The sequence below is a fragment of the Acidovorax sp. genome (assembly GCF_016783915.1).
Lineage (GTDB): Bacteria > Pseudomonadota > Gammaproteobacteria > Burkholderiales > Burkholderiaceae_C > Acidovorax.
On record NZ_JADHVT010000053.1, the window covers coordinates 1 to 26,554 of the forward strand.

Annotated in this window: 25 protein-coding genes, 1 tRNA gene and 2 pseudogenes; 12 read left to right on the forward strand and 16 right to left on the reverse strand. The window is 65.2% G+C overall.

Annotated features, from left to right (window positions below; all coding sequences use genetic code 11):
* A partial coding sequence (locus ISS20_RS11920; protein WP_291436863.1) for a DUF4148 domain-containing protein occupies nucleotides 1-225 on the forward strand: 225 nt, incomplete at its 5' end.
* A gap of 209 nt (nucleotides 226-434) precedes the next feature.
* Here ISS20_RS11920 and ppc read toward each other — a convergent pair.
* Nucleotides 435-3,224, reverse strand: coding sequence for a phosphoenolpyruvate carboxylase (ppc, locus tag ISS20_RS11925; protein WP_291436865.1), 2,790 nt, complete (start codon nucleotides 3,222-3,224; stop codon nucleotides 435-437).
* A 128-nt stretch (nucleotides 3,225-3,352) separates the two neighbouring features.
* Here ppc and hemC point away from each other — a divergent pair, with 128 nt between their 5' ends.
* From hemC to ISS20_RS11965, 8 genes and pseudogenes are all read left to right on the forward strand, one after another.
* Entirely contained in the window at nucleotides 3,353-4,285 is a 933-nt protein-coding gene (gene hemC, locus ISS20_RS11930; RefSeq protein ID WP_291436867.1) for a hydroxymethylbilane synthase, read from the forward strand.
* A gap of 1 nt (nucleotide 4,286) precedes the next feature.
* Nucleotides 4,287-5,114 carry a uroporphyrinogen-III synthase gene (locus tag ISS20_RS11935; protein WP_291436869.1) on the forward strand — a complete coding sequence of 276 codons (828 nt, stop codon included), beginning with the start codon at nucleotides 4,287-4,289 and terminating at the stop codon, nucleotides 5,112-5,114.
* Nucleotides 5,111-6,235, forward strand: a complete 1,125-nt coding sequence (locus tag ISS20_RS11940) for a uroporphyrinogen-III C-methyltransferase (protein WP_291436871.1) — start codon at nucleotides 5,111-5,113, stop codon at nucleotides 6,233-6,235. Before ISS20_RS11935 ends, ISS20_RS11940 begins: the two co-directional genes overlap by 4 nt.
* A 144-nt stretch (nucleotides 6,236-6,379) precedes the next feature.
* Nucleotides 6,380-7,657 (forward strand): heme biosynthesis HemY N-terminal domain-containing protein, encoded by a 1,278-nt coding sequence (locus tag ISS20_RS11945; RefSeq protein ID WP_291436874.1) that lies wholly within the window; start codon nucleotides 6,380-6,382, stop codon nucleotides 7,655-7,657.
* Between the two features lie 373 nt (nucleotides 7,658-8,030).
* The gene (locus ISS20_RS11950) at nucleotides 8,031-8,597 is read left to right on the forward strand and encodes a cytochrome b (protein ID WP_291436876.1); all 567 of its coding nucleotides are present in this window, start codon (nucleotides 8,031-8,033) and stop codon (nucleotides 8,595-8,597) included.
* Nucleotides 8,598-8,759: 162 nt separating this feature from the next.
* Nucleotides 8,760-9,335 (forward strand): YceI family protein, encoded by a 576-nt coding sequence (locus ISS20_RS11955; RefSeq protein WP_291436877.1) that lies wholly within the window; start codon nucleotides 8,760-8,762, stop codon nucleotides 9,333-9,335.
* Between the two features lie 117 nt (nucleotides 9,336-9,452).
* A pseudogene (locus tag ISS20_RS11960) lies at nucleotides 9,453-10,027 on the forward strand (YceI family protein).
* A gap of 206 nt (nucleotides 10,028-10,233) precedes the next feature.
* The gene (locus ISS20_RS11965; RefSeq protein WP_291436879.1) at nucleotides 10,234-10,857 is read left to right on the forward strand and encodes a VOC family protein; all 624 of its coding nucleotides are present in this window, start codon (nucleotides 10,234-10,236) and stop codon (nucleotides 10,855-10,857) included.
* 244 nt (nucleotides 10,858-11,101) lie between these two features.
* Here ISS20_RS11965 and ISS20_RS11970 read toward each other — a convergent pair whose 3' ends face one another.
* The gene (locus ISS20_RS11970) at nucleotides 11,102-12,961 is read right to left on the reverse strand and encodes a M48 family metallopeptidase (RefSeq protein ID WP_291436881.1); all 1,860 of its coding nucleotides are present in this window, start codon (nucleotides 12,959-12,961) and stop codon (nucleotides 11,102-11,104) included.
* A gap of 352 nt (nucleotides 12,962-13,313) precedes the next feature.
* Between ISS20_RS11970 and ISS20_RS11975 the strand changes: the two genes are divergently transcribed.
* Both ISS20_RS11975 and galU read left to right on the forward strand, forming a co-directional pair.
* Nucleotides 13,314-16,211 carry a valine--tRNA ligase gene (locus ISS20_RS11975; protein ID WP_291436883.1) on the forward strand — a complete coding sequence of 966 codons (2,898 nt, stop codon included), beginning with the start codon at nucleotides 13,314-13,316 and terminating at the stop codon, nucleotides 16,209-16,211.
* 49 nt (nucleotides 16,212-16,260) lie between these two features.
* Nucleotides 16,261-17,148 carry a UTP--glucose-1-phosphate uridylyltransferase GalU gene (gene galU / locus ISS20_RS11980; protein ID WP_291436885.1) on the forward strand — a complete coding sequence of 296 codons (888 nt, stop codon included), beginning with the start codon at nucleotides 16,261-16,263 and terminating at the stop codon, nucleotides 17,146-17,148.
* Between the two features lie 65 nt (nucleotides 17,149-17,213).
* Here galU and ISS20_RS11985 read toward each other — a convergent pair whose 3' ends face one another.
* The 4 genes from ISS20_RS11985 to cysM all read right to left on the reverse strand — a co-directional run bounded on the left by ISS20_RS11985 (nucleotide 17,214) and on the right by cysM (nucleotide 19,411).
* On the reverse strand, nucleotides 17,214-17,537 hold the full coding sequence (locus tag ISS20_RS11985) for a hypothetical protein (protein ID WP_291436886.1): 324 nt from the start codon (nucleotides 17,535-17,537) through the stop codon (nucleotides 17,214-17,216).
* 30 nt (nucleotides 17,538-17,567) lie between these two features.
* On the reverse strand, nucleotides 17,568-17,795 hold the full coding sequence (locus ISS20_RS11990; protein ID WP_291436887.1) for a sulfurtransferase TusA family protein: 228 nt from the start codon (nucleotides 17,793-17,795) through the stop codon (nucleotides 17,568-17,570).
* A 5-nt stretch (nucleotides 17,796-17,800) separates the two neighbouring features.
* Complete coding sequence (locus ISS20_RS11995; RefSeq protein WP_291436888.1) at nucleotides 17,801-18,385, reverse strand: NUDIX domain-containing protein; 585 nt, start codon at nucleotides 18,383-18,385, stop codon at nucleotides 17,801-17,803.
* 123 nt (nucleotides 18,386-18,508) lie between these two features.
* Nucleotides 18,509-19,411: a cysteine synthase CysM gene (cysM, locus tag ISS20_RS12000; RefSeq protein WP_291436889.1), complete on the reverse strand. Its 903-nt coding sequence runs from the start codon at nucleotides 19,409-19,411 to the stop codon at nucleotides 18,509-18,511.
* A 39-nt stretch (nucleotides 19,412-19,450) separates the two neighbouring features.
* On the opposite strand from cysM, the gene ISS20_RS12005 reads away from it, so the two are divergent.
* A tRNA-Leu gene (locus tag ISS20_RS12005) sits at nucleotides 19,451-19,535 on the forward strand.
* A gap of 108 nt (nucleotides 19,536-19,643) precedes the next feature.
* On the opposite strand, the gene ISS20_RS12010 is transcribed toward ISS20_RS12005, so the two are convergent.
* The 10 genes and pseudogenes from ISS20_RS12010 to ISS20_RS12055 form a co-directional block, all read right to left on the reverse strand.
* Nucleotides 19,644-20,000, reverse strand: coding sequence for a hypothetical protein (locus ISS20_RS12010; protein WP_366828094.1), 357 nt, complete (start codon nucleotides 19,998-20,000; stop codon nucleotides 19,644-19,646).
* Nucleotides 19,997-20,380 (reverse strand): hypothetical protein, encoded by a 384-nt coding sequence (locus tag ISS20_RS12015; RefSeq protein ID WP_291436890.1) that lies wholly within the window; start codon nucleotides 20,378-20,380, stop codon nucleotides 19,997-19,999. The genes ISS20_RS12010 and ISS20_RS12015 overlap by 4 nt, the downstream gene beginning before the upstream one ends.
* On the reverse strand, nucleotides 20,377-20,925 hold the full coding sequence (locus tag ISS20_RS12020; protein ID WP_291436891.1) for a glycoside hydrolase family 19 protein: 549 nt from the start codon (nucleotides 20,923-20,925) through the stop codon (nucleotides 20,377-20,379). The genes ISS20_RS12015 and ISS20_RS12020 overlap by 4 nt, the downstream gene beginning before the upstream one ends.
* Complete coding sequence (locus tag ISS20_RS12025) at nucleotides 20,919-21,203, reverse strand: hypothetical protein (RefSeq protein WP_291436892.1); 285 nt, start codon at nucleotides 21,201-21,203, stop codon at nucleotides 20,919-20,921. The genes ISS20_RS12020 and ISS20_RS12025 overlap by 7 nt, the downstream gene beginning before the upstream one ends.
* Entirely contained in the window at nucleotides 21,200-21,577 is a 378-nt protein-coding gene (locus tag ISS20_RS12030) for a hypothetical protein (RefSeq protein ID WP_260667953.1), read from the reverse strand. Before ISS20_RS12030 ends, ISS20_RS12025 begins: the two co-directional genes overlap by 4 nt.
* Nucleotides 21,578-21,655: 78 nt before the next feature.
* A complete protein-coding gene (locus ISS20_RS12035) occupies nucleotides 21,656-22,078 on the reverse strand; it encodes a hypothetical protein (protein ID WP_291436893.1) in 423 nt (140 codons plus the stop codon).
* 2 nt (nucleotides 22,079-22,080) lie between these two features.
* Entirely contained in the window at nucleotides 22,081-23,214 is a 1,134-nt protein-coding gene (locus ISS20_RS12040; protein WP_291436894.1) for a hypothetical protein, read from the reverse strand.
* Nucleotides 23,211-23,879, reverse strand: a complete 669-nt coding sequence (locus tag ISS20_RS12045) for a hypothetical protein (protein ID WP_291436895.1) — start codon at nucleotides 23,877-23,879, stop codon at nucleotides 23,211-23,213. The genes ISS20_RS12040 and ISS20_RS12045 overlap by 4 nt, the downstream gene beginning before the upstream one ends.
* Nucleotides 23,876-24,829, reverse strand: a complete 954-nt coding sequence (locus ISS20_RS12050) for a hypothetical protein (protein WP_291436896.1) — start codon at nucleotides 24,827-24,829, stop codon at nucleotides 23,876-23,878. The genes ISS20_RS12045 and ISS20_RS12050 overlap by 4 nt, the downstream gene beginning before the upstream one ends.
* Nucleotides 24,826-26,554 (reverse strand): annotated as a pseudogene (locus tag ISS20_RS12055) (hypothetical protein); the annotation flags it as partial. The gene ISS20_RS12050 and the pseudogene ISS20_RS12055, both read right to left, overlap by 4 nt.

Sequence of the window (26,554 nt, forward strand, 5' to 3'; positions counted from 1 at the left end):
GACGAAGCCGATGGCTCGCAATTTGCCCTGAAGTTCGACACGAACCGCACCCGCGCTGAAGTGGCTGCTGAAGCCGCTACCGTGGCACAAACACGCTCCATCGAGCCCGCAGGTTCGCGCGTGGTGACCTACAAGTCCACCGCTGACCGCGCTGCCGTGCGTGCCCAGGCTGCTGAAGCTGTGCGCACTGGTCAAATCCCCCACGGCGAACTCAGCGCCATGTAATCGCAAGACGGATTGACGCAGTTGCGGGACTTCCCATGGTGGTGGCACTTCGCGCGGTGCGGGTGCTGCTGCCATGGGAGGTGTTTTGAAGACACTTCCGCACTGGCCAAGCAAACTGGGCTCCCATGGGGAGCCCTTTTTGTTGTGTGCGCCAGCGTTTGCCGCAGGCCACGGTGCGCAGGTTTGGATCGCGCTGCGCTGCCCGCCAATCAGCCGGTATTGCGCAGCCCAGCGGCAATCCCGTTGATCGAGATGTGGATCCCGGTCTGCACCCGCTCATCCCCCTGCCCCGCGCGCCAGCGGCGCACCAGCTCAACCTGCAAGTGGTGCAGCGGGTCGATGTACGGAAAGCGGTGCTTGATGGAACGCGCCAGCGCCGTGTTGTGCGTCAGGCGCTGCTTGTCGCCCGTGATGCGAGTGAGCGCATCCGCCGTACGGTGCCACTCGGCCTCGATGCTGGTGAACACCTTCTTGCGCAGACGCGCGTCGGTCACGAGTTCGCTGTAGCGCGAGGCCAGGGCCAGGTCGCTTTTGGCCAGCACCATGTCCATATTGGACAGCAGGGTGCGGAAAAACGGCCATTGGCGGTACATCTTTTGCAGCAGGGCCAGCTGGGCTTTGGGGTCTTTGCCCTCCGCGTTCACGAAGGCATCCACCGCAGAGCCAAAGCCGAACCAGCCCGGAAGCGTGAGGCGGCACTGGCCCCAGCTGAAGCCCCAGGGGATGGCGCGCAGGTCCTCGATCTTCTGGCTGGCCTTGCGGCTGGCGGGGCGCGAGCCGATGTTGAGCTCGGCGATTTCGCGGATGGGGGTGGAGTTGAAGAAGTAGTCGGTAAAACCGGGGGTTTCGTATACCAGCGCGCGGTAGCTGCCCATGCTGGCCAGCGAGAGCTGCGCGGCGGCATCCAGAAACGCCTTGGTGGCGGGCTTGGTGGGCTGCAGAAGCGTGGCTTCGAGCGTGGCTGCCACCAGGGTTTCGAGGTTGCGGCGGCCGATTTCGGGGTTGGCGTATTTGGAGGCGATGACTTCGCCTTGCTCGGTCAGGCGGATCTGGCCGCGCACGGTGCCGGGGGGTTGGGCCAGGATGGCCTGGTAGCTGGGGCCGCCGCCCCGGCCCACGGTGCCGCCGCGGCCATGGAACATGCGCAGCTGGATGCCATGGGTGGTGGCGAGTTCGTCGAACAGCTCCACCAGCGCGATCTCGGCGCGGTACAGCTCCCAGTTGCTGGTGAAGATGCCGCCGTCCTTGTTGCTGTCGCTGTAGCCCAGCATGATGTCCTGCTCGCCACCGCTGCGCTGCACCAGCGCAGCCACGCCGGGCAGGCTGTAGAACTCGCGCATGATGGGCGCGGCGTTGCGCAGGTCTTCGATGGTTTCGAACAGGGGCACCACGATAAGATGGTTCTTCGACTCGGCATCGAGCGTGCCGTTCATCAGCCCCACTTCCTTTTGCAAAAGCAGCACTTCGAGCAGGTCGCTCACCGTTTCGGTGTGGCTGATGATGTAGTGGCGGATGGCCTCGTGGCCAAAGCGCTCGCGCATCACGCGGGCGGTTTCAAAAATGGCCAGCTCGCCTTGGGCGTGGGCCGAATATTCCGCGCCAACCACGCGCAGCGGGCGCGCGTCGTTCAGCAGCTTGATCAGCAGTGCGCGCTTGGCGGCCTCTTGCAGGCTGGCATAGTTGGGCTCGATGCGGGCCTTGGCCAGCAGCTCGGCCACGACTTCTTCGTGTTTGTCGGAGCTTTGGCGCAGGTCCACCGTGGCCAGGTGGAAGCCGAACACCTGCACGGCGCGGATCAGCGGATGCAGGCGCTCTGCGGCCAAGGCCTGGCCATGGTGGGACTGGAGTGAGGCCTCGATCACCCGCAGGTCGGCCAGGAACTCCTCGGCGCTGGCATAGGCGTTTTGCGGCGCTACGGCGTGGCGCGCGGCCTCGCCGCCGGTCAGGTCCTTCAGAGACGCAGCCAGGCGCGCGTAAATGCCCGTGAGTGCACGGCGGTAGGGCTCGTCCTGCCGGTGTTCGTTGGTGTCGGGCGAGCGTTGGGCCAGGGCCTCCATCTCGGCAGAGACCTGCACCAGGCGAGCCGACAGCGACAGCTCGCCGCCCAGGTAGTGCACCTCGGTCAGGTAGTGGCGCAGGGCCACTTCGGCCTGGCGGCCCAGCGCGTATTGCAAGGTCTGGGCAGTGACGTTGGGGTTGCCGTCGCGGTCGCCACCGATCCACTGGCCCATGCGCAAGAAGCTGTGCACGGGGTACTGGCCCAGTTCATTCTCCAGGTCGGCGTAGATCTTCGGGATCTCGCGCAGAAAGGTGGCTTCGTAATACGACAGCGCGTTCTCGATCTCATCGGCCACGGTGAGCTTGCTGTAGCGCAGCAGGCGGGTTTGCCACAGCTGGGCCACGCGGGCGCGCAGCAGGGCTTCGTTGGCGGCCAGCTCGCGCGGGGTGAGCGCGTCCTTGGCACTGTTGTAGAGCTGGGCGCGCACCTGGATGTCATCCCGCGTGGCCAGCAGCTGGGCGATGTCGCGCTCCGCATCCAGAATGCTCTTGCGCTGCACCTCCGTGGGGTGGGCCGTGAGCACGGGGGCCACGTAGCTGCCCGCCAGCGTCTGCGAAATCGTCTTGGGCGCAATGCCGGCCCAGCGCAGACGCGACAGGGCGACTTCGATGCTGCCCTCCTGCGTGTCGCCAGCGCGCTCGTGCACGGCGCGGCGGCGGATGTGGTGGCGGTCTTCGGCCAGGTTGGCCAGGTGGCTGAAGTAGGTGAACGCGCGGATCACGCTCACCGTCTGGTCGCCCGACAGGGATTTGAGCAGCTTCTTGAGCGCGCGGTCAGCCTCCTGGTCGGCGTCGCGGCGGAAGGCCACCGAGAGCTTGCGCACCTGCTCGACCAGCTCGTAAGCCTCCACCCCCTCCTGTTCACGGATCACATCACCCAGAATGCGGCCCAGCAGGCGGATGTCATCAATCAGGGGCTGGTCCTTGTCGGATCGTTTCATGCAGGAGTCTCCGGGATAGGTGGGATGACCTGGCGCCGCAAGCCCGCATGGCCGCAGGCCGCACCAGCCCCAGTGCGGGCGCATGCTAGCATCCTGAGCCGCTGAATAATTACAAACAGGTTACGAACTTGAGCCCCTCGCCAACGCCCACCATCGTCATCGCCACGCGTGAAAGCCGCCTCGCACTGTGGCAGGCAGAGCATGTCAAAGCACTGCTCGAAGCCCGTGGCCACAGCGTGCAACTGCTGGGCATGACGACCAAGGGCGACCAGATTCTGGACAAGTCCCTCAGCAAGGTCGGCGGCAAGGGCCTGTTTGTGAAAGAGCTGGAAGTGGCGCTCGAAGAAGGCCGCGCCCACATCGCCGTGCATTCGCTCAAGGACGTGCCCATGGAGCTGCCTGAGGGCTTTGCCCTGGCCTGCGTGATGGAGCGAGAAGACCCGCGCGATGCCTTTGTCTCCCCCCGCTATGAGAACCTGGACGCACTTCCCCAAGGCGCCGTCGTCGGCACATCGAGCCTGCGCCGCCAGGTGTTGCTGCAGGCCCTGCGGCCCGACCTGAAGATTGAGCCCTTGCGCGGCAACCTCGACACCCGCCTGCGCAAGCTGGACGAAGGCCAGTACGACGCCATCGTGCTGGCTGCCGCAGGCCTCAAGCGCCTGGGGCTTGAGACCCGCATCCGCAGCACGTTCGAACCGGCCACCATGCTTCCCGCTGCAGGCCAGGGCGCCTTGGGTATCGAGGTGCGAAGCGACCGGCAAGACCTGATCGACGCGCTGGCACCGCTGGCACACCAGACCACTTGGCTGACGGTGGCCGCCGAGCGCGCGGTGAGCCGCGCCATGGGGGGAAGCTGCTCGATGCCTTTGGCCGCACATGGTACGTTCACCAGTGGCGTGCTGCAACTGGACGCAGCCTGGGGCGACCCCGAGGACAAAGCTCCTTTGGTGCGCGCGCAGGCCAACGCCCCGGTCGCCACACTGGCCCAAGCCGAAGCCCTGGGCGACGCGATTGCCCAGCGCCTGCGCGCCGGTGGTGCACGGGGCGTCGCCCCGGCCTGACATGCCCGCAGCAGCGCCCCGGGTCATCGTCACACGCCCCGCCCGCGAAGCGGCGCATTGGGTGACGCAACTGGGTGCGCACGGCATTGAGGCCGTGGCGCTGCCCCTGATTGCGATTGGCCCTTGCACGGACGCTGCCATGCAACAGGCGCTGGATGCGGCCCGCGCCAACGTCTGCACCTACCGCGCCCTGATGTTTGTCAGTGGCAATGCCGTAGCGTACTTCTTTGAGCCAAATCACCCTGTAGCGCTGGATTTTCATGCCCTGGAAGCTACAAAAATAAGAGCATGGGCACCCGGCCCAGGCACCGCCCGCGCGTTGGAGCAGGCGGGCATGCCGCCCAACGCCATCGACGGGCCAGCACCCGACGCACCGCAGTTCGACTCGGAAGCGCTGTGGCGCCAGGTGGCCCCCCAGGTGCGGCCTGGCGACCGCGTGCTGATCGTGCGCGGTCGCTCCGCCACGCCGCAGGGCGCACGCGAATCGCCCCAGGGCAATGGCCGCGAGTGGCTGGCCCAACAGATCGAGGCGCGGGGCGGTCAGGTGGAGTTTGTGGTGGCCTACCAACGCGGCGCGCCCCGCTTCACGGCGCAGGAGGTGGCGCTGGCGCAACAGGCGGCGCACGACGGCTCCGTCTGGCTGCTGAGCAGTTCCGAGGCGGTGGCCCACCTGGCCGAAGCCCTGCCCGGCCAGCACTGGGGCGCTGCACAGGCGCTGGCCACCCACCCACGCATCGCCGAAGCGGCCCGCGCAGCGGGCTTTGGCACCGTGCGGGAATGCCGTCCGGCGCTGGAAGACGTGGTGGCCTCGATAGAATCGGCCGCATGAGTTCTGCGCCCCCCGACGATCTGCCCTCCACGCCCCCTGCAGCCCCTGTGGCCGCCGCTGTGGGCGCGCCAGCAGTGAGCCCGGCCCCCACGCCAGCCGCTGCCACCGGCCGGGGTGGCGCCATGACATTGCTGTTAAGCACCGTGGCGGTGGCCGCACTGGTCAGCAGCGGCCTGCTATGGCAAAAGCTCAGCGCCATTCAGGAGCAACTGGCCCGGCAGTCGGCCGATTCGGGCGCCTTGGCCATCGAGGCCCGCACCATGGCCCGGCAGGCCGAAGAACTGGTGCGCGACACAGCGGCTCGCCTGTCGGTGGCAGAAGCCCGCGTGAGCGAGGTGGCACTGCAACGCAGCCAGCTCGAAGAACTCATGCAAAGCCTGTCGCGTTCGCGCGATGAAAACCTGGTGGTGGACATCGAATCCGCCATCCGCTTAGCGCAGCAGCAGGCCCAGCTCACGGGCAGCCTGGAACCCCTTGTGGCAGCGCTCAAAAGTGCCAACCAGCGCATCGAGCGCTCTGCCCAGCCCCGCCTGGCCCCCGTGCAGCGCGCCATCGGCCGCGACCTGGACCGCCTGACCCGCGCCACCGTGACGGACACCGCCGGGCTGCTGGCCCGCCTGGACGACCTGGTGCGCCAGGTGGATGACCTGCCTGTGCTCAACGCCGTGGCCCAGGCAGCTTCTACCAAGCGCCTGTCCACCGGCCCTGCAGCTCCGGGCAGTGCGCCCGCTCCCACCGAGGGCCTGGCCTGGTGGCAAGCGGCCCTGCAGCGCAGCTGGGAGGTGGTGCGCGACGAGGCCCGCAGCCTGGTGCGCGTGAGCCGCATCGACCAGCCCGAAGCCATCTTGCTGGCCCCCGAGCAGACCTTCTTTTTGCGCGAAAACCTCAAGTTCAAGCTGCTCAATGCACGCCTGGGCATCCTGGCACGCCAGTTCGAGTCGGCCCGCGCGGACCTTGCCGCTGCCACCGCAGCGCTCAACAAGTATTTCGACCCCGCATCGCGCCGCACCCAGAACGTGGCCTCCACTCTGCAGCAGGCACAGGCCAGCATGAAGGCGGCCGAGCTGCCGCGCCTGGACGAAACCCTGTCTGCCTTGGCCACCGCCGCAGCCGGAAGATGATGAGCCCCCCTGAGTCGCTTCGCGCCTTTCCCCCGAGAGGGACGACGCCCTCGCTGCGGTGCGGCCCTTGCTCGGCGTCCCTGGCTTGTGCCATGCCAGTTTCGGTGGTCGCGGGCGCACGCGAAGCTATGGACGACAACTAATATGCGTGCTGCACTCTGGCTTTTGGCGTTGTTTGGCGTGGCCGTGGCTGCCGCGCTGTTTGCGGGCAACAACCAGGGCACCGTCACCCTGTACTGGCCACCCTACCGCATCGACCTGTCGCTCAACATGGTGGTGTTGCTGCTGGTGGGCGGCTTTGTCACCGTGTACGCGGCGCTGCGGGCCCTGGCAGCGCTGCTGGCGCTGCCGCACCAGGCACGCCGCTGGCGCGTGCAGCAAAAAGAGCGTGCCATGCACGGCGCACTGCTCGACGCGTTGACCCACATGCTGGGCGGCCGGTTCATCCGCTCGCGCAAAGCCGCAGCGGCCGCGCTGTCGCAAGAACACGCGCTGGAAGCCAACGGCGAGGCGGTGCCCCACGGCAAGCAGCTGCGCGCACTGGCCCACATGATTGCCGCCGAGGCCTCGCACGCATTGCAAGACCGCGCCACCCGCGAAAGCCACCTTCAGGACGCGCTGCAGGAAGCCCCCATGCGCGGCTCCATCAACGAGCAGGAAATGCACGAAGGCGCCCAGATGCGCGCCGCCCGCTGGTCGCTGGACGACCGCGATGCCAACGCGGCGCTCGACCGCCTGGCAGCCCTGCCCCAGGGGGCCGCGCGGCGCACTCTGGCGCTGCGCATCAAGCTCAAGGCCACCCGGCTGGCGCGCCAGACACAAGAAGCGCTGGACACCGCACGCCTGCTGGGCAAGCACCGCGCCTTCTCGCCCAACGCGGCGCAAAGCATCGTGCGCGGCCTGGCCACCGAACTCATCAACAGCGCACACGACACCGCCCAGCTGCAGCAGATCTGGCTGTCGCTGGAGACCAGCGAGCGCAACATGCCCGAACTGGCCATCCATGCTGCCCAGCGGCTGGCCGCACTGGGCGGCGATGCCACGCAGGTGCGTGCCTGGTTGCTGCCCGTGTGGGACCGCATGGTGGAGCTGCCCGATGCCTTGGCCGAGCAACACGCCCTCAAGCTAGTGCGTGCGCTGGAGGCGGGGCTGGATGCGCTCGACGGGCCCTGGCTGGCCCGCATCGAGTCCGCCCAGCAAGCCAACCCGCGCGACGCCCGCCTGCAGTACCTGGCGGGCATGGCCTGCCTCAAGCGCCAGCTGTGGGGCAAAGCCCAGCAACTGCTGACCCAGGCGGCCCAGCAGCTCTCCGACGCCCAGCTGCGCGCCAGCGCCTGGCGCCACCTGGCCGAACTGGCCGAGCAGCGCGGCGACGACAGCGCCGCCGCCAGCGCCTGGAAGCAGGCCGCGCTGGCCCGATAGACCGGGCATCGCGGGGGCGCTGTGGCGCTCCCGAGCGGTGCAGCCAGCCATCGCTGCAACTTCTGCGGCCATCTCCCCTATGCGCCAACGGATGGGCGCATGTACACCTGCATGTTCCATGCGGGTGCCACGCCATGGCAATGCTGGTGCCAACGAATAGCTGCGCCGCAGAAATAGCACAGCATTGGGGAACTTTGAGCGCTCAAGGCCTATCGATTCAATTAATTTGAATTGAGGCATCAATCTGCCTGAAGCAGATCACGGCCAGCGCTTCCTACACTGCCCGATCGCTCAGCGTGTTGTGCCGCCAAGTCTGGCGGCCCCTGCAGCTTTTGCGCACCCTCATTTTTTGCACCGACCCTCTGATTCGCTGATGACAGCCACTACGACCCTCGACACCCCGCGCCGGTACACGCGCACTGCCATGCTGTTGCACTGGGTGCTGGGCCTGGCACTGATCGCTCTGTTTGGCGTCGGCATCTACATGGCCGACCTGCCCTTTTCGCCCCAACGCCTAAAGCTCTACAACTGGCACAAATGGGCTGGCGTGACCATCCTAGTGCTCTCGGCGCTGCGCCTGCTGTGGCGCGTCACGCACCGCCCGCCAGCACTCCCCAACGCGGTCGAGAAATCCATGCCCGGCTGGCAGAAGCTGGCGCACCACGGCACCCACCACCTGCTGTATGTGCTCTTCTTTGCCGTACCACTGATTGGCTGGGCCTACAGCTCGGCGGCAGGGTTCCCCATCGTGTTTCTCGGCCTGTGGCAGCTGCCCGACTTTGTGCCCGCGAGCAAGGACCTGGCCGAAGCCATCAAACCCTGGCACCAGTACACCGCTTTTGCACTGGCCGCGCTGGCGGTGCTGCACATCGCTGCAGCGCTCAAGCACCAGTTGGTGGACCGTGACGGCCTGCTGAACCGCATGCTGCCCGGGAAATGAAACAGCCGTCAGGTCGCCTGCGGTGCCTCGGGTCGCCCCCCTCGCTGCGGGATGGCCTGTCAGGGCAACCCCTGGTTGGGTTTGCGCCGGGCCCAAGCGTTGCGCGTCCATCGGCACCATGCCCACAGCTTCTACTTTCTGTGTTTTGAACGGAGTTTCTGCATGAATTTGTCTTCTACCTTGTCCCGCATCGTGATCGGCGCCGCCCTCGCAGCTGGCGCGCAGGTCGCCCTGGCCCAGCAGCAGCTGGTGCCCGCGCAGAGCGAGGTGCAGTTCACCGCCCGCCAGATGGGCGTGCCGCTGGAAGGTCACTTCAAGAAGTTCAGTGCCCAAGTGGCTTTTGACCCAGCCAAGCTGGCCACAAGCAAGATCGCCTTCACGGTGGACACCGGCAGCGCCACGCTGGGTTCGCGCGAGACCGATGCGGAGCTGCCCAAGCCCGCGTGGTTCAACGTGCCCAAGTTCCCGCAGGCCCAGTTCGTGTCGTCCAGCATCAAGGCGCTGGGCGGCGGCAAGTTTGAAGTGGCGGGTGCGCTCACCATCAAGGGCAACAGCCAGAACGTGATGGTGCCCGTGACGCTGACCCAGAACGGCCCCACCACCACGGCCACAGGTGCGCTGCCCATCAAGCGGCTGGCGTTCAAGATCGGCGAAAACGAGTGGGCCGACACCTCCATGGTGGCCGACGACGTGCAGGTCAAGTTCAAGCTCGCGCTGACCGGCGTCGGCAAGCTCTGAGCGCAGCCCCTCTGCCCGGGCCCCACCGGTCTACGCCTGCTACCCAGGCACGGTCCCCGTTGGTGGTGCCCTCCCCTTTCCCCTTGTCCTTTCCTTTTTGATCTATCAGGAGTTTCCATGCGCAAGTCCCTCTTCGCCCTGGCTGCCGCCGCCACTCTGTTCGCCGGTGCTGCCCAAGCCCAATCGGCCAACTACGCCATCGACCCGACTCACACTTTTGCGTCGTTCGAGATCAGCCACTTTGGCGCCGCCGTGAACCGCGGCCGCTTCGACAAGAAGGAAGGCACCGTCCAGCTCGACAAGGCCGGCAAGTCGGGCAAGGCCGAGATCACGTTCGATGTGACATCGGTGAACACGGGCACCCCCGCGTTTGACAAGCACCTGCAAAGCGCCGACTTGTTCGACGCTGCCAAGCACCCCACGATGAAGTTTGTCTCCAGCAAGTTCGTCTTCAACGGCGACAAGGTGGCCAGCGTCGAAGGTCAGCTCACGCTGCTGGGCAAGACAGCCCCCTGACCCTCAAGGCCAACCAGTTCAATTGCTACGACAGCCCCATGCTCAAGCGCGAAGTGTGCGGCGGCGACTTTGAAGCCACCATCGACCGCACCCAGTGGGGCATGAACTACGGCGTGGAATGGGGCTTCCCCAAGAACGTGCGCCTGGTGGTGCAGATTGAAGCCGTGAAGCAGTAATTACAGCTGCCACACAAGCCGGGGCCGTGAGGCCTCTGCGCCAGCCACCCACGGCAACCATGCCTGGGTGGCTTTTTTTGGTTCTTCTCCGGCAATGGACGGTCGGCGAGGCTGTCGGACTCCAGAAAGACTTGAGTTAAAAATTAACTTAACGTAAATCAATTACGAATAGTAGAATTGCGTTCACCGATTTGAGGAGACTCTGCATGAACGCCGTTCTGAACCCGACCGCCCTGGCCAGCCTGCCGGCACCCGCCGCCATCCAGCAGTTGCACCACTACGCCTACAAGGCCCGCGACGCCGAGGAAACGCGCCAGTTCTACGAAGACATCCTTGGCTTGCCGCTGTACCACATCATCCAGAGCGACTATGTGCCCAGCACCGGCGAGTACTGCCCCTACACCCACTTCTTCTTTCGCCTGCAGGACGGCTCGTTCATCGCCTTTTTCGACCTGGGCGACGACGTGAAGGCCGAGCCCTCGCCCAACACCCCCCTGTGGGTCAACCACATCGCGTTCCGCGTGAACACCGTGCAGGAGCTGGAGAACACCAAGCAGCGCCTGGAGGCGCATGGCGTGGAAGTGCTGGGTGTGACGGACCACCACATCTTCAAGAGCATCTATTTCTTCGATCCCAACGGCATTCGCCTGGAGCTGTCGGCCCAGTTGGCCAATGACGAGCAAATGGAAAAAGACAGCACTGTGGCCCATGCCCGCCTGCGCGAGTGGACGACGCGCAAGGAGCAATGGCGCAAGGAACGCGCCGAAGGCAAGGTGGATGCGCCGCTCAAGCCCCAGCAAAACGACCGGCCGGAATTTGTGCGCAAGTAAGCCGACCTGCCCACCCCCACGCACCACCCCACGGGCCAGGGATCTTGGGGGCCTATGGGCGGGCCTGGGGGTGCATGCCAAGCCTGTGGTGGTGCGGCACCCCACGGTCCACGGGGCTGGCTGCCGTTGAGGTGGTGCGCGGCCCCGTCCAACGGACATCCCACCGCCTTGCATGGGATTTTTTGCCCCTACAGCGCTGAAGCGCTACATTCTATTGCCTCAGCAGCTATACAAAATATAGCAATCATCCCGCTGCCTGTTGCTGCGCACGCATGATCTGGTGGCGCTGCCAGTAGCGGCTGACCACGGCGTTGAACTGGTCCTTGTCCTTCTTGAGACCGGGCAGCTTGATCTTGCTGGTCTTGGCGCCCAGGCCCAGGGCGTTCTTTTCGGGGTGGGTCACGATCAGCGCGTTGCCGAAGCTGCTTTCCCTGAATTGCAGCGCCTTGATAGCGTCCCAGAACACCGTGGTCTCATCGGCCGAGGTGCGGATACCGTCAATGTTCACCTCCACTGTCGCATTGGCCTTGAGGGCAAACACCACGGGCGGGAAGTACTGCAGCACCAGGGCCCGTTCCTCGTCGTTGGCGGGCTCATAGCGGTAGGCCAGGCTGCGCTCGTGGTCTTGCGCAAACTGCTGCTCGTAGGCGCTCCACAGCCGCTGCTCGATCGCCTCGGCGGTCAATATCTCCTGCACACAGGTGGTGGCGGGCACCCGCAGGGCAATCGCGCCGTAGTCGCGCTCTTTCAGGGCCATGCCCACGTTGCGCAGGCGCTCGGGCATGGCGGGGTGCGAGTCGAACGGGTGCGGCACATTGGCCGTCTTCATTGCATCCACAAAGTCGGGCGACGCCGCGTAGGGCGCCAGCCCCTGGGCCACAAAACTGCCGATGCCGAGCGTGCTGTTGTCGTGCCGCTCGTTGCGGCCAAACAGTTCATCCTCGATGCGGTAGCGGTACTGGGCGTAGGCCGCGATCTTGACCAGCGACTGCGCAATCGCTGCAGGGCTCACCAGTTTGGCAGCCAGGCGGTCGGCCTTGAACTCGCGCTCCCGGCTGTCACTGGCCAGGGCGATCTCGAAGATGGTGCGGTACAGGTCCAGCAGCGGCGACGCCATGGCCGACAGCCCGCCCGTGCGGACGGCATGGCGGTAGTGGTCAAACTGCACCAGCTTGGGCCCCAGCTGCGCGCTGCGCCGCGTGTCGCCCCCGCGCAGGTGGGCCAGTTCATGGCCCAGTACGGCATCGGCCTCGGTCTGGTCCAGGATGCGCAGCAGCGGCAGGCTCACAAACAGCGTGCGGCCCGTGAGGGTCTGTTGGCCCACGGTGATCGGGGCCTCCGTCACGAAGAAGTTGGCATCAATGCCCGCCACGATGTGCCGGGGCGGCTCTGTCTTCAGGCGCTGCGCCAGGTGGCGGATGCGCTGCCACAGCAGCGGCGCATCGGCCTCGGCCACCAGCTCGCCCACCACCTGGTTGCTGGACTGCACCCGCTTGAAGATGCCCGCCACCGCCACCAGCACCCCCGCCGCCACGGCAAACCCCACAAACAGCACCAGCTTGGGCGAGTACTTGTGGAAGAAAAACGCCGTGACCCAGAACGACAGCCACACGGCCATCGCCCCTTGCACCACCAGCGCCGTGGCGCTGGCCCAGGAGGTCAGGCGCCAGCCCGCCACAAAGCTCGCGTACTGCAGCGTACGGTCGGCAAACGCCAGCGCCCCCAGCCCCAGCACCGCCAGCAGCAGCGCCGCACTGGCCACCAGCGTCCACAGCGACAGCTTGCGCGCCATGTGGAACTGCCAGACATCGGAGAGGGTGTCGCACAGCGCCTCGCGGTATTCGCGGGCCTCAGGGTCTGCATTGCTGCAGATGGTGGACGGCGGGTTGCTGCGGTAGTAGTCCTTGCGCGCCTGTTTCTCGTCGGCGGGCAGGCCCTTTTCGGCATCAATGCGCTGGCTGATGCCTGCCACAAAACGGGTGTCCTGGTCGGTCTGGACATGGCGGGTGAACACGTAGGTCACCGCAGGCACCAGAAACAGCGCCAGCAGCGCATAGGCAAAGACCTTGACCAGGCCGAGGCGCCAGGCAGATTGAAACGTCATAGGTTCGGATGGTTTTGACGGCCTGGCACCGTGGCACCGGAGGGCTGAACATCCCCCACAAGCCACCGCACCAGTCCTTGTTGTAAATCGTGATCCGTAGAACTTGGTCCGCGTCGCCGCGCCCTCCTCGCTCTGTCGGGCGGGATTATCAGGACGCATTCACCCGCGCACCCAGGCTCAAGGTAACCATTGGAAAGAATCGGCCGACAGACGGCGCGCAATTGCCAAACCGCCCAAGCCCCCGCGGGGCCAGCGCCGGGGTGGCGGTCCCTTAAAATGTGTGGTTCACCCTCTTGTTCGTCGGAGCGCCCCCTGCGGCCGCTCCGCCCCACTGCCCCCACTGCGACACCCCATGAGCACGCCCCAACCACAACCCGGCCTCGAAAGCCTGTCCAAGTCGTTTGAACCTGCCGCGCTGGAAGCCCATTGGGGCCCCGAATGGGAAAAGCGCGGCTATGGCACCGCAGGCCACCGTGGCACGGGCCAGCCCCAGGCAGGCGAGCCGGCGTTTTCCATCCAGCTGCCGCCCCCCAACGTGACGGGCACGCTGCACATGGGCCATGCGTTCAATCAGACGATCATGGACAGCCTCACGCGCTACCACCGCATGCGCGGCTTCAACACCGTGTGGGTGCCGGGCACCGACCACGCAGGCATCGCCACGCAGATCGTGGTGGAGCGCCAGCTGCAAGAGCAAGGCATCAGCCGCTACGACATGGGCCCCACCCCGCCCGAGGCGCGCAAGAACTTCGTGAGCAAGGTGTGGGAGTGGAAGGAAAAGTCCGGCAACACCATCACCACGCAGATGCGCCGCATGGGCGACAGCGTGGACTGGAGCCGCGAATACTTCACCATGGACGACAAGCTCAGCGCCGTGGTGACCGACACCTTCGTGAAGCTGTACGAGCAGGGCCTGATCTACCGCGGCAAGCGCCTGGTGAACTGGGACCCGAAGCTGCAGTCCGCCGTGTCCGACCTGGAAGTCGAGAGCGAAGAAAAGGACGGCTCGCTGTGGCACATCGCCTACCCTCTGGCCGATGGATCGGGCAGCCTGACGGTGGCCACCACCCGGCCTGAAACCATGCTGGGCGACGTGGCGCTGATGGTGCACCCCGAGGATGCCCGCTACACCCACCTCATCGGCAAGATGGTCAACCTGCCGCTGTGCGACCGCCAGATCCCGGTGATCGCCGACGAGTACGTGGACAAGGAATTCGGAACCGGGGTGGTCAAGGTCACCCCCGCGCACGACCAGAACGACTACGCCGTGGGCCAGCGCCACAAGCTGCCCATGATCGTGGTGCTGACGCTGCAGGCCACCATCAACGAAAACGCCCCCGCCAAGTACCAGGGCATGGACCGCTTCGTGGCCCGCAAGGCCGTGGTGGCTGACCTGGAAGCCATCGGCGCGCTGGTGGAGGTGAAGAAGCACAAGCTCATGGTGCCGATCTGCACCCGCACCGGCCAAGTGATTGAGCCCATGCTGACGGACCAATGGTTTGTGGCGATGAGCAAGGTGAGCGACCAAGACCCTACCGGCAAGAGCATCGCGCAAAAGGCCATCGACGCGGTGGCCACCGGCGAGGTGACCTTTGTGCCCGAGAACTGGGTGAACACCTACAACCAGTGGATGAACAACATCCAGGACTGGTGCATCAGCCGCCAGCTGTGGTGGGGCCACCAGATTCCGGCCTGGTACGACGAAGAGGGCAACGTGATCGTGGCCCGCGACGAAGCCGAGGCCCAGGCCAAGGCGCCCGGCAAAAAGCTGCGCCGTGACGAGGACGTGCTGGACACCTGGTACTCGTCCGCCCTCGTGCCCTTCAGCACCATGGGCTGGCCCAACCAGGGCGACAGCGCCACCGACGACTTCAACCTGTACCTGCCCAGCACCGTGCTGGTCACGGGCTACGACATCATCTTCTTCTGGGTCGCCCGGATGATCATGATGACCACGCACTTCACGGGCCGCGTGCCGTTCAAGCACGTGTACATCCACGGCCTGGTGCGCGACGCGCAGGGCAAGAAAATGTCCAAGTCCGAAGGCAACGTGCTCGACCCGGTGGACCTGATCGACGGCATTGCGCTGGAGCCGCTGCTGGACAAGCGCACCACCGGCCTGCGCAAGCCCGAGACCGCGCCCACCGTGCGCAAGAACACGCAAAAGGAATTCCCCGAGGGCATTCCAGCCTATGGCGCTGACGCGCTGCGCTTTACCTTTGCCGCGCTGGCATCGCTGGGTCGCAGCATCAACTTCGACAGCAAGCGCTGCGAGGGCTACCGCAACTTCTGCAACAAGCTCTGGAACGCCAGCCGCTTTGTGCTGATGAACTGCGAAGGCCAGGACTGTGGCCTGAAGGAGCACACCAAGGAAGAGTGCCAACCCGGCGGCCCGGCCCACGGCTACATGCAGTTCAGCCAGGCCGACCGCTGGATCAGCTCGCTGCTGCAGAAGACCGAGGCCGAAGTCGCCAAGGGCTTTGAGGAATACCGCCTAGACAACGTGGCCAACACGATCTATGACTTTGTCTGGAACGAGTACTGCGACTGGTACCTGGAGATCGCCAAGGTGCAGATCCAGAACGGCACCGAAGCGCAGCAACGCGCCACGCGCCGCACGCTGATCCGCACGCTCGAAGCCATCCTGCGCCTGGCCCACCCCATCATCCCGTTCATCACCGAAGCCCTGTGGCAGGTGGTGGCACCTGTGGCCGGCATCCCGGGCGAGTCGGTCAGCATTGCGCGCTACCCCCAGGCCCAGCCCGAGAAGATCGACGAGGCCGCGATTGCCCACATGGGCCGCGTGAAGGGCCTGGTGGACGCGTGCCGCGCGCTGCGGGGCGAGATGAACGTGTCTCCCTCCACCCGCCTGCCCCTGTACGTGGTGGGCGACACCGAGTTCATGCGTGGCGTGGGCCCGGTGCTGCAGGCGCTGGCCAAGCTCAGCGAGGTGAAGGTGTTTGACGACGAGTCCGCCTGGGCCGCCGCCGCGCAGTCCGCGCCCGTGGCCGTGGTGGGCGAGGCGCGCATGTGCCTGTTCATGGAGATCGACGTGGCTGCCGAGAAGGCCCGCCTGTCCAAGGAGATCGCGCGCATTGATGGCGAGATCACCAAGGCCAACAACAAGCTGTCCAACGAGGCCTTCGTGGCCAAGGCCCCCGCCGCCGTCATTGAGCAGGAGAAAAAGCGCATTGCCGACTTTGGCGCTACCCTGGGACGCTTGCGCGATCAGCTGGCACGCCTGGGCTGATCAGATATGACCAAGCGCACTTGCACTGCACTCACATCCAAGGAATCCCATGTCCGTTGAGACCACTGTTCGCAAAGCCGTATTCCCCGTTGCCGGTCTGGGTACGCGCTTTCTGCCAGCCACCAAGGCCAGCCCCAAGGAAATGCTGCCCGTGGTGGACAAACCGCTGATCCAATACGCCGTGGAAGAGGCCTACGCCGCCGGCATACGGCACATGATTTTTGTGACGGGCCGCAGCAAACGCGCCATTGAAGACCATTTCGACACGGCCTACGAACTGGAAGCCGAACTCGAAGCTGCAGGCAAGAAAGAGCTGCTGGCGCTGGTGCGCTCGATACAGCCCAGCGACATGGACTGCGCCTTTGTGCGCCAGCCCCGCTCACTGGGCCTGGGCCACGCCGTGTTGTGCGCTGAGCCCCTGGTGGGCAAAGAGCCCTTTGCCGTGCTGCTGGCCGACGACCTGATGGTGGGCCCCCAGGGCGGCCAGCCCGTGCTGGCCCAGATGGCCACCGCGTTCCGCCAGCAAGGTCGCTCGGTCATCGCTGTGCAAGAAGTGCCCGAGGACCAGGTGCACAAATACGGCATCGTGGCGGGCGAGCCCGCTGGGGGCCCGCTGATCCGCATCCAGCGCATTGTGGAAAAGCCCAAGGCGGCCGACGCCCCCTCGCGCATGGGCGTGGCGGGCCGCTACATCCTGACGCCCGGCGTGTTTGACGAGATCCGCAACCAGCCGCGAGGCGTGGGCGGCGAAATCCAGCTCACCGACGGCATCGCCCGTCTGATGCACAACGAGGCCGTGTACGCCTTTCAGTACGATGGCAAGCGCTACGACTGCGGCAGCAAGGAAGGTTTCTTGGAAGCGACGGTGGAACTGGCCCTACAGCACCCTCAGGTGGGGGCGCACTTCCGGGAATATCTGAAGGCCCTGGCGCTCTGATCCAAGGCAGCCGAGACAGAAGGCCTGCCTCGGCTGTCAGCGCCAGGCGCTGTCACGGCATGGCCTCAAGACTTCATCAGGCGAAAGCGCAGCGCTCGCACTTCCAGCAGGCCGTCCGTGAAGTAGATCCAGAGGGTATTACCCTTCAGATAACCGTTTGAGATATTGCCCGCGAACATGTTTCGCTTGAGTTCATCACTGTCCAACGTGCATTGAAAGCGGGACACTGCTTCGCACCTGATTTGATACGGTTGCCTCTGCGGCGCCTGCTCGTCCTTGTAGAACAGCGCCTGCAGTTGAACTGTAGATTTGCCTTTGGCATCGACGGAGAACGAAACATCCGTCAGGTTGCCGTCATGCCAAAAGAGCTTGTCGAAAGACTTTGACATCCCGAAGGCCCTGATACCGGCGCGCTGCCGTCAGCGCCGACGCAGGACGTGTATGAACTCCTCACCCACCGTCTGCTGCTCCACAAGCTCGTTGCCCGTCTGCTTGGCAAATGCCTGAAAGTCGCGCAGCGAACCGTTGTCTGTAGCCACTACCTTGAGCAACTGGCCGCTGGCCATGTCGGCCAGGGCCTTCTTGGCCTTGAGGATGGGCAGGGGGCAGTTCAGACCCCGGGTGTCGATTTCTTTGTGAATATCCATGGTCATCAATCCTTTGGCGGCGTCGCGGCCGGGGCTTGTTCGTCCAGCCCACGGCGGCGTTCTGCATTTTCTTCGGCCGTGAAAAACACGGGCTCATGGCCCCGTGTGCGCAGCCAGTCGGCCAGCGCGTAGCCCGTGCCCGCAGGCCAGCATTTGAGGTCTGGCAGATCGTACAGCCGGTAGTCCACCAGCTCCGGCGACAGTTGCACCTGCCCGGTGGCCACCACGTGGTAGGCAATGATGACCTGGTTCATGCGCAAGAACTCGTAGGCCCCCACCAGGGTGGTGGACTGCACATCGAGGTTGGTCTCCTCCTTGACCTCGCGCGCAATGCCCTCCTGGGGCGACTCGCCCGCCTCCATGAAGCCGGTGATCAGCGCAAACATCTTGCCCGGCCAAGCCGCGTTGCGCGCCAAGAGCACCTTGCCGTCGATCTCCACGATGGCGGCCAGCACGGGGGTGGGGTTGTTCCAGTGGGTCCAGCCACAGGCGGGACAGCGCAGCCGCTCCTTGTCGCCACCATCCTCGGCCTGCGTGATGGACTGCAGAGGGGTTGCACAATGGGTGCAAAAACGGACTTCGTAGGGCATATGCTATGTTTTTTGTAGCTGCCGATGATTATTTAACCAGCGCCAGCAGCCATTTTTTACCAATAATCAACACAGGGGTGCGCGGGATGAGCGTGAAGGCCTTCGCGCCGCCCCCTTCACCTATCAGGCAGGGAACACGCCCGTCGACAAGTACCGGTCGCCCCGATCGCACACGATGAAGACGATGGTGGCATTGCTGTCGCGCGCGGCGATCTGCTGTGCCACCCAGCAGGCTCCGGCGGCCGAGATGCCTGCAAAAATGCCCTCCTCGCGCGCAAGGCGACGGCACATGTCTTCGGCACTGTCCTGGCTCACGTACACCAGCTCATCCACGGTGCTGGCGTCATAAATCTTGGGCAGGTACTCCTGTGGCCATTTGCGGATGCCCGGGATGCGCGAGCCTTCTTCGGGCTGTGCACCGATGATCTGAATGCCGGGGTTCTTCTCCTTGAGGAACCGCGACACGCCCGTGATGGTGCCCGTGGTGCCCATGGCGCTCACAAAGTGGGTGATGCGCCCGCCGGTCTGCTCCCAGATCTCGGGGCCCGTGGTTTCGTAGTGAATGCGGGGGTTGTCGGGGTTGCCAAACTGGTCCAGCACCTTGCCCTCACCACGCTTTTGCATGGCCTCGGCCAGGTCGCGGGCGTGTTCCATGCCGCCGCTCTTGGGCGTGAGCACCAGTTCGGCCCCAAAGGCCTTCATGGTCTGCGCGCGCTCGATGGACAAATCTTCGGGCATCACCAGCACCATGCGGTAGCCCTTGATGGCCGCGGCCATCGCCAAAGCGATGCCGGTGTTGCCCGACGTGGCCTCGATCAGCGTGTCGCCAGGGCGGATGTCGCCACGCTCTTCGGCGCGGCGGATCATCGACAGCGCGGGCCGGTCCTTGACGGACCCCGCCGGGTTGTTGCCTTCCAGCTTGCCGAGCACCACATTGCCCCGCGCCGCGTTGCTCTGGGCCCCAATGCGCTGCAGCGCCACCAGCGGCGTGTTGCCTACCGCGTCTTCAATCGTCGGATATTTCATACGCCCTACTGTGCCATAATTCAGGGCTTCACATATTCCGCCCGGGTGGTGAAATTGGTAGACGCAGGGGACTCAAAATCCCCCGCCGCAAGGCGTGCCGGTTCGATTCCGGCCCCGGGCACCATCGCTTTTATGCTATGGTTTTTGAATGTGTTCCGGCTTTTGTTCCGGTGCGCGTTCCGGTTTTTCCGACATCAAGGCTCTGCCGCATCGAGCGCCAGGGTCTTTTTTGTCACTTCGGCCAGGCCGCACGCAGCCCCAGCGGCTCTTTCGCGGGCGCCGGATCAATCGACCCGGTGCACACCTCCAGAGCCGCGACCAGCTGCACCTCGTAGCCCTCCCGACGCTCTATCTCTGCCATGGCCGCCTGGGCGAACTGGTCCACCGTGGCCCCTGGGCGCAGGGCTTCGGTCGGCATCACCGGGCGGGTGGGAATCGGCTCTTCGCACTCCACGGGCACGGCGACGTTCACGCGCTGGATCTCGATACGGGGCGCAGGGCTTGCGCAGCCGCCCAGCAGTACGGCCAGCAGCATGATGGCCACGATGGCATGCAACCCGGCCAGGGTCTTTCTGGTTCGCGCGTTCATGGCTTCGCCCTCCCCTTGAGCCAGTCGTCCACCCGAGCCTGAGCGCTGGCGCACGCATCACCCGGCACTGGTTGAGGCGCGGCCAGGATCTGGTCGGCGCGCGTGTTGTGCCCCTGGGCGGCGCTGGCGGCCGCCGCACGCGCTGGCGCTGCATCCCGGGCGCGCTTGTCGGCCAGCTCGCGGAGGTCGTCCACGCTGTCACTGCAGGCGCTTGCAACTTGGCGGGCGCCGTCGCGCTGGCCCTCCATGTCGCGCAACGCCGTGCGCGCCTCGGTGGTGTAGTCGCGCTGGCCCAGGTAGGCCCAGCCCAGGGCGGCATTCGCGGCCACGCTGATTGCCAGGGCGGCCAGGATGGGGCTGAAGGTTGGCAGCGGGATCACAGCAGCACCGCCCTTGCCGCCTCATACAGCGCCTGCCTGTCGGCCAGCCCGTTGGTGCCGCCGTTGATGCGCTTGGTGATGCGAATGAAGTCGCCCAGGTCGGCAAAGGCGTTCAGCTCCTTGCTGTGCCAGAACCAGGCGGCGCTCATGGCGGCCAGGTCTGGGCGCTCCAGCAGAGCGGGCATGGCCTCCAGGTCTGGCATGTTGGGCACGTAGGCGGCCAGGCCGTCGCGAGTGTCGCGGTAGTTGGCGCGGCCGGTGGTCTGAATCAGGCCGCGCCCCATGTAGCGCTTTCCGTCCCCGGGCTGGGTGTTGCCCAGGTCTGCCCTGCCCTCGTACCGCTGCTGCGCGGGGGTGGGGCCCCAGATTTCGCGCACGTACACCAGGCGGCCGGATTCGTGGCTGATCTGGGCCAGGAAGGCCGCCAGCCGGGCGGGCGTGTTGATGGAGAAGGTTTCGCAGGCCTTGACGATGTGCGGCAGCCATTCGTCGGCCCGGGCGGCGGTGCAGCCGGTGGCGGCGCGTAGTTGGGATGCGGTCAGCATGAATTTCCCCTGTTGAAACTCCCGGGCACACCGCCCGACCAGTAATGCGATGTGACCCACTGAACCTGCACGATGGCCAGGGCCAGCAGCACCCCGAACCACGGCAAGGGCCAGCCCATCAAGGGCCAGGCCATGCCCAGGGCGGCCACGGTGCCGAGGGCCCAGAATGAAAGCCGGATGGCGGCGCGCGTGCGCCTGTTGGTCTTCTGCATGCGGCAGAACACCGTGAAGAACAGCAGCAGGCACGCCACCTCATGAGCGATCAGCAAGGTGTTCATGGCTTGGGCCCTCCACTGGCACGGGAAAGCACGGCCTGCAGGGCGGAGCCGATAGCCTCGAAGACCGGGCGCCAGCCGTTGCCCAGGGCGCCAATGGCGAACGCCACCGGGGCCAAGGCCTCATTGGCAGGGATCTGCCACCGGCTTTGCAGCAGCAGCGACAGCGCAGAAGTGAGCGCCACGGCTGTGAGCGTGCAGCGCAGCATCAGCCAGAAGCCAGCGCTCCTGGTCATGGTGTCGGCCGCGCTGAGTGGCCACAGCGCACCGGCCAGCGCGGCAAACACGATCAGGGCATACGGCCCGGCCATGGGCCCGAGCAGCGCAATGGACACTGCAGCCAGGCTGATGCCTGATGTTGAAGTCGGTTCTGGCATTGATCCCCCTCGGCTATCGTTCTTCTGCGGTCGAAAAAAAACCCACCGAGGCGGGCTGCGTGTTGGCGCGGGCGCTGGTCAGGGCACTTCGTGCGGCTGCACTGGTGCGTCGATCACCGCCTCTGCGTCGATCTGGTGTCCTGCGCTTTGCAGGATGGCGAGGCCGCCCGGCAGATCAGGGTTGCTCAGATCAATGTGGCGGCGCACCTGGGCGTCACGGATGACGGCCTGCACCAGCGGCGACTGGTCTGCCAGGATCTCCCACTTGAGCGGGCCGAAGCGGTCGAAGAATGCGCCTACGGTGATGAGTCGCGGCGCTGGCGGTGGAGCGGGCGGCTCTGTATAGGTCAGGAGCACCCAGGCCTCGCCCGTGAAGTTGGGCCAGGGCTGGCCCACCACGCGCTCGGCGGGCACGGTGCTTGGGCCCAGCTCGGTGCTGCGGCCGGGGATCTCGGCGGACGTGTACCAGCCGTAGATGTCGTAGTAGTGCAGGATGGTCATGATCACAGCGCCTTGATGAAGCTGGGGGCCAGCGGGATGGGACTACCGGATGCCACGGGCGCGTAAGCCTGGATCAGCGGCGCGTTGAAGTGCGTAGCGGACTCGGTGAACGAGTAGGCCGTGGCCGAATTCTGTGTTTGCACAAAAATCGCGCCCTTTTTGGCGAAGACCGATGCCTCTGCCCGCAACTGGATAAGCTGAGGCTCCAGAAACCAGGCCTTTCCATCCATCGACATCACTACGCCCAGGGTGGTGGGCAAAAAGAACCGGTCCCCGGAGTAATTCACCTGCCAGGTGGCAGACGGCGCCACTCCGGGAATGGCAGTTTTCACCCACGTCACACCGTGGTCTGTACTGACCAACAGACCCGATGCAGCGCCGCTGATGACGATGACGCCCGCACCGTTGCTTGCGATGCTGCCCGTAGAAGCAACGGACTCAGGCAGTGGCTCGTCCACCCAGACAGATGAGGCCGCGTCTGCCGACGTGGTGATCGTGCCGTCGGTATTGAGGATGATGAACTTGGTTCCCGTGTGGCAAATGCCCATGCGGGTCTTCGCAGTGGGTGCCGTCTTAGCCACCAGCGTGGTCGAGCCGTTGTCCAGCGCCTGCAGGGCTGTGGTGCTGCCGGCGGTGAGCGAAATCACGCGGCCGAGGGCTACGCTATAGGCCAGGCCGTAACGGACAATCCCCCCCGTTGCGCCGCCCGTGGTGGCAGCCCATGTGGAGTTAGGATTGTCGCCCGTAGTGACGGCGAGTGTACCGCTGACCGCTCCAGACGCTACCCACCGAGTGCCCGCAAAGATCAGACTGTTCACGGTCATAGACGGCGTGACAACCGAGACCTGTGACCAGCTCGCACCATCCGTCGAGTATTGAATATTGGGGTTCCCCGCCGCCGCGCTGGAGACAAAATACGTCGGGCTGGCAGCCAAACAGTTGTTGCCTGAAGTGGTGGCCAGCGTGCGCACCGTGCCCGTGAACCTGCCGATGGGGAACAGGGTAGACAGGCGCGGATATGTGGCGCGGGCCAGCGGCCGGCCATCGCAGGCCACGTAAAGAGGTTCCGCCAGGCCGTACCCCTGGACGATTGAACCGAGCGCGGCACCGCCGCCGAATTGTGTTGAGAAAATCATAGACCCCTCCAAGAATTTTTGATGCCACGCAGGCTATACGTGGTGGGCTGCACAAGCGTGATGTCATCCACCATGTCCATGAATGAATCGGCTGGGCTGGCCCTCAGAAGCACGGTGTCATATCTGTCGTTGGCAACGGTGAGCATGAGAGCAGAGCCCTCGATGTAGGGCGGCATCGTGCCCGTGCACTGGCCCGCAAACTCAATCGAGTAGTGGTAGCCAGCGACCGCTGTGAACGTGGCCGTGGTGACATGCACCAGCGGTAGTACCACGTCGTATGCGCGCCAGCTGGCAGAGACCCCCGGCACGGCGGCCGTGACGTCTGCCAGGCTGTCCAGAAGCAGCCAAGTGCGCCCAGCGTGCGCGACGCTAGCTGGCTTATTGAGTGCGCCGGTCAGAGCCGCCCAGTCGCCTTTGAAGTTGGAGCCCGCCAGCGATGTGACGGCCGAGGCCTCGGATGCTGCGGCACTGGATGCCGATGCGGTGGCGCTTTCAAACGCACTGAGCGCGTTCTGGTACGCCTTCGACACTGCGCCGGTGATCCACGTCACCAGCGTCGGCACCCAGCTACCCCAGGTGTAGGCCTTTGCGTTGAATGAAGGATCGCCAAGCGCCGGGAACTCCGGCACGGACGGCGCCGTATCTGGCGCGACAGGACTGGTCATACATTGCCCTTGATTTGCAGGTCCACCTGAGCGGTGGGCCAGTTGACGGACCGGACAGAGCCGGTGACTTTGCCCACCGTGGCAAGGTGGGAATACTTGGGAAGCTCGCTCACCTCGATGGCCACGGCCTTACCAAGGATCTGTTCCAGAAGCAGCTTTGCCGAGGGCGCGCCTGCTGCATCAATCACACAGGACAGGTTGATGTCGGTAGCCTTGCGGCCCTCCACATCGATGTACGTTCCATCCTTGTATTCCTGGCTGTACGAGTAATCCCGCGTGGTGGCCTCGACGCCGTACTGCACGCCGCTGGCCTGCGTGAGCGGCGCAAGCAGGGTCTTCCAGTTGCCCACGCTGATAAATCCGACAGCGGCCTCGACCACAGGGTTGTTTCGGGTGAGCGTGATCGTGACCTTGGCATTCGGGTTGATCGGGATGTCCTTGAGCGCGTAGTAAGTGCCGCGTGCAAGTTCGCCGAACAGGTATTCCCAAAGGCCTGGCGCCTGCTCCCACAACTCAATGTCCACGGGCGTGATCAGGTTGGTCGCGCCATCCTTCACCGTGATGTTGAGGTGGTCGGCCTCAATCTCGTAGATGGCCACACCATTGATGAACCCTGGCGTCAGCTCATACGTGACATTCCCGGCGCGGCGCGCCTTGGTGAACAGGTACTTGTCGAAGGGGGCCATGCGGTTGGTGGGGGCACCTTCGTCTTTCAGCCACCAACCCTCGGCGGCTGCGCTGCCTGGCGCGTAGGTGTTCTCCGGGGCCCCGGCGATAGCCTGCACGCACTCGTACCAGTACCCATTCAATGTGCGACGGTCCTTGAGCGCGAAGGTGCCCCCGGTTACCCACTGCACCTCTGCAGGCGTGGTCGAAGAGTCCACGGCTGGGATGTTGGTCCCGGCGCCGAACATGGCGGTCGTAATGGTCTTGGGGAGGAGGATGTTCATGCGACGGCCTTCTGGCGGCTGAATTGCCCGCCATTGCTGTACTGATCGAACTGGCGGCTAAGTTGTGGGAGCGGACGGGTATTGCCAGCGGTTTCATTCGCCGCCGCCTCCAGGGCGTCTACCTTCGCCAGCAACTGCTCCACCAGAGCCTCCAGGCGGCCAGATCCAGCGCTTCCGCCACCCGCAGCTGGGTTGTAGGCCTTGGGCACCACAGCCTCACCCTCATGGATGTAGGCCAGCATGTCGCGCGGCACATAGTTGGTGCCAACGGCAAACTTCGGGATGTTGGTGGCGCCGCCCGCGCGCAGGTTTTCTTCCAGCTGCGCCACGCTGATGCCGTAGGCCGCAGCCACGTCAGCCATGGATGCGCCCGTCTGCGTGATGGCGTCGGCAATGCCTTGCGCGGACATGCCGCCCGCGATGGCGGCGTCCAGATTGCTCTTGATGGCGCCGTAGTAAGCGGCCTCGCTGTTGCCGCCCTGCACCTGGCTGTTGTAGAGCGCCGAGCGCGTTGCGTCGCCATAGCTGCCACCGGTGGTGCCCACAAACGCAGCGCCGTAGATGTTGGTCATCATCTCGCGGCTGGCCGTGCCCAGGAACTTGCCGTCCGGCGTGTAGATGCGGCCGTCCAGGTCCACGATGTTGCCGCTGGAGGTGTCCCAGCGGGGGAGCTTGTAGCCGTTGTAGGGCTTGGCCGTGTCCAGCGTGTTGTTGGACTCCACAATGCCGCCCTCGGTCCACTTGTGGGTGCGAAGCCATTCCGTAAAGTTCTCGCGCTTGATGTCCAGCCCAAACTGGCCGGGGCCATCCTTGTAGAGCTTGTACGCCAGTACCGGGTCTAGGCCAAAGCTCTCATAGCTCAGCAGGCTGTTGCGGTCACTCTTGAAGAACTCTGCAGCGTCCGTGGGCATCTTCGACAGATCACTGCGCACCAGGGTGCTGCCATCCGTTGGCAGGCTGGAGCGCCCAGTGGTCATGATCTGCTGCAGATCCTGCGCAAACTGCGGGTTGTTCTTCAGGTACAGGTAGGTGCCAAACGTGTCCTGTTGGGCGCCAGTTCCGAAGAAGCCCGCCATGCGCATCCAGTCGGGCACCTTGTAGGAGTCGCTCTGCAACAAGGACGTGGGCGCGTTGGTCATGAGGCCTTGGAACCAGGCTTCGAACTTGTCAAAGCTGGTCAGCGCTTCATCGGCGCCATAGGCCACGCGAGGCACCGTGCCTCGGTCACGGTAGGCTGGGCCACTTGCGCCACCACCGCCGCTGCTGCTGCCGGTGGCGGCCGTGGGCCGGGTGCTGCCAGTGCCACCCAAGAAGCCGCTCAGCTGCTGCACAGCAGACTCAACGCTCAGGATGCCCTGGTACGTGCCGTTCGCGATGTCGATCTGCTGCTTCCAGTAGTCGAGCACTTGCTCGTTCTGGTCGATCTGCGTTTCGAGCGCGCGTACGGTCTTCTGGGCGTCGGTCAGCTGCTTCTCGGCGATGCCTTCCAGGCCGGACAGCTTGCCCGCCAGCACCAGGCGGTCGCGGTCGGCTGCGAACTGGGTGGTGTAGGCCCTGCCGTCCATGCCGCCGCGCACGGCGCCGATTGCCTCAGCCAGCTTGTCGGCGTCTGGCAGATAGCCCGAGGCCTTTGCAGTGGCCAGCGCCTGGTCGATGAACGCGCTGCCCTGCGTGGCGAGCATGCCGCGCGTGCCGTCCACCTCACCGTACAGCTCCCGCACGTTG

Coding starts and splice junctions, on each gene's coding strand:
- galU (WP_291436885.1), top strand. CDS start 16,261: ATGTCCGTTGAGACCACTGTTCGCAAAGCCGTATTCCCCGTTGCCGGT.
- ISS20_RS11940 (WP_291436871.1), top strand. CDS start 5,111: ATGAGTTCTGCGCCCCCCGACGATCTGCCCTCCACGCCCCCTGCAGCC.
- ISS20_RS11945 (WP_291436874.1), top strand. CDS start 6,380: ATGCGTGCTGCACTCTGGCTTTTGGCGTTGTTTGGCGTGGCCGTGGCT.
- ISS20_RS11975 (WP_291436883.1), top strand. CDS start 13,314: ATGAGCACGCCCCAACCACAACCCGGCCTCGAAAGCCTGTCCAAGTCG.
- ISS20_RS11955 (WP_291436877.1), top strand. CDS start 8,760: ATGAATTTGTCTTCTACCTTGTCCCGCATCGTGATCGGCGCCGCCCTC.
- ISS20_RS12010 (WP_366828094.1), bottom strand. CDS start 20,000: ATGAACGCGCGAACCAGAAAGACCCTGGCCGGGTTGCATGCCATCGTG.
- ISS20_RS12025 (WP_291436892.1), bottom strand. CDS start 21,203: ATGAACACCTTGCTGATCGCTCATGAGGTGGCGTGCCTGCTGCTGTTC.
- ISS20_RS12040 (WP_291436894.1), bottom strand. CDS start 23,214: ATGATTTTCTCAACACAATTCGGCGGCGGTGCCGCGCTCGGTTCAATC.
- ISS20_RS11985 (WP_291436886.1), bottom strand. CDS start 17,537: ATGTCAAAGTCTTTCGACAAGCTCTTTTGGCATGACGGCAACCTGACG.
- ISS20_RS11950 (WP_291436876.1), top strand. CDS start 8,031: ATGACAGCCACTACGACCCTCGACACCCCGCGCCGGTACACGCGCACT.
- ISS20_RS12035 (WP_291436893.1), bottom strand. CDS start 22,078: ATGACCATCCTGCACTACTACGACATCTACGGCTGGTACACGTCCGCC.
- ISS20_RS11990 (WP_291436887.1), bottom strand. CDS start 17,795: ATGGATATTCACAAAGAAATCGACACCCGGGGTCTGAACTGCCCCCTG.
- ISS20_RS12045 (WP_291436895.1), bottom strand. CDS start 23,879: ATGACCAGTCCTGTCGCGCCAGATACGGCGCCGTCCGTGCCGGAGTTC.
- ISS20_RS11965 (WP_291436879.1), top strand. CDS start 10,234: ATGAACGCCGTTCTGAACCCGACCGCCCTGGCCAGCCTGCCGGCACCC.
- ISS20_RS12030 (WP_260667953.1), bottom strand. CDS start 21,577: ATGCCAGAACCGACTTCAACATCAGGCATCAGCCTGGCTGCAGTGTCC.
- ISS20_RS11995 (WP_291436888.1), bottom strand. CDS start 18,385: ATGCCCTACGAAGTCCGTTTTTGCACCCATTGTGCAACCCCTCTGCAG.
- ISS20_RS12050 (WP_291436896.1), bottom strand. CDS start 24,829: ATGAACATCCTCCTCCCCAAGACCATTACGACCGCCATGTTCGGCGCC.
- ISS20_RS11970 (WP_291436881.1), bottom strand. CDS start 12,961: ATGACGTTTCAATCTGCCTGGCGCCTCGGCCTGGTCAAGGTCTTTGCC.
- ppc (WP_291436865.1), bottom strand. CDS start 3,224: ATGAAACGATCCGACAAGGACCAGCCCCTGATTGATGACATCCGCCTG.
- ISS20_RS11935 (WP_291436869.1), top strand. CDS start 4,287: ATGCCCGCAGCAGCGCCCCGGGTCATCGTCACACGCCCCGCCCGCGAA.
- ISS20_RS12020 (WP_291436891.1), bottom strand. CDS start 20,925: ATGCTGACCGCATCCCAACTACGCGCCGCCACCGGCTGCACCGCCGCC.
- cysM (WP_291436889.1), bottom strand. CDS start 19,411: ATGAAATATCCGACGATTGAAGACGCGGTAGGCAACACGCCGCTGGTG.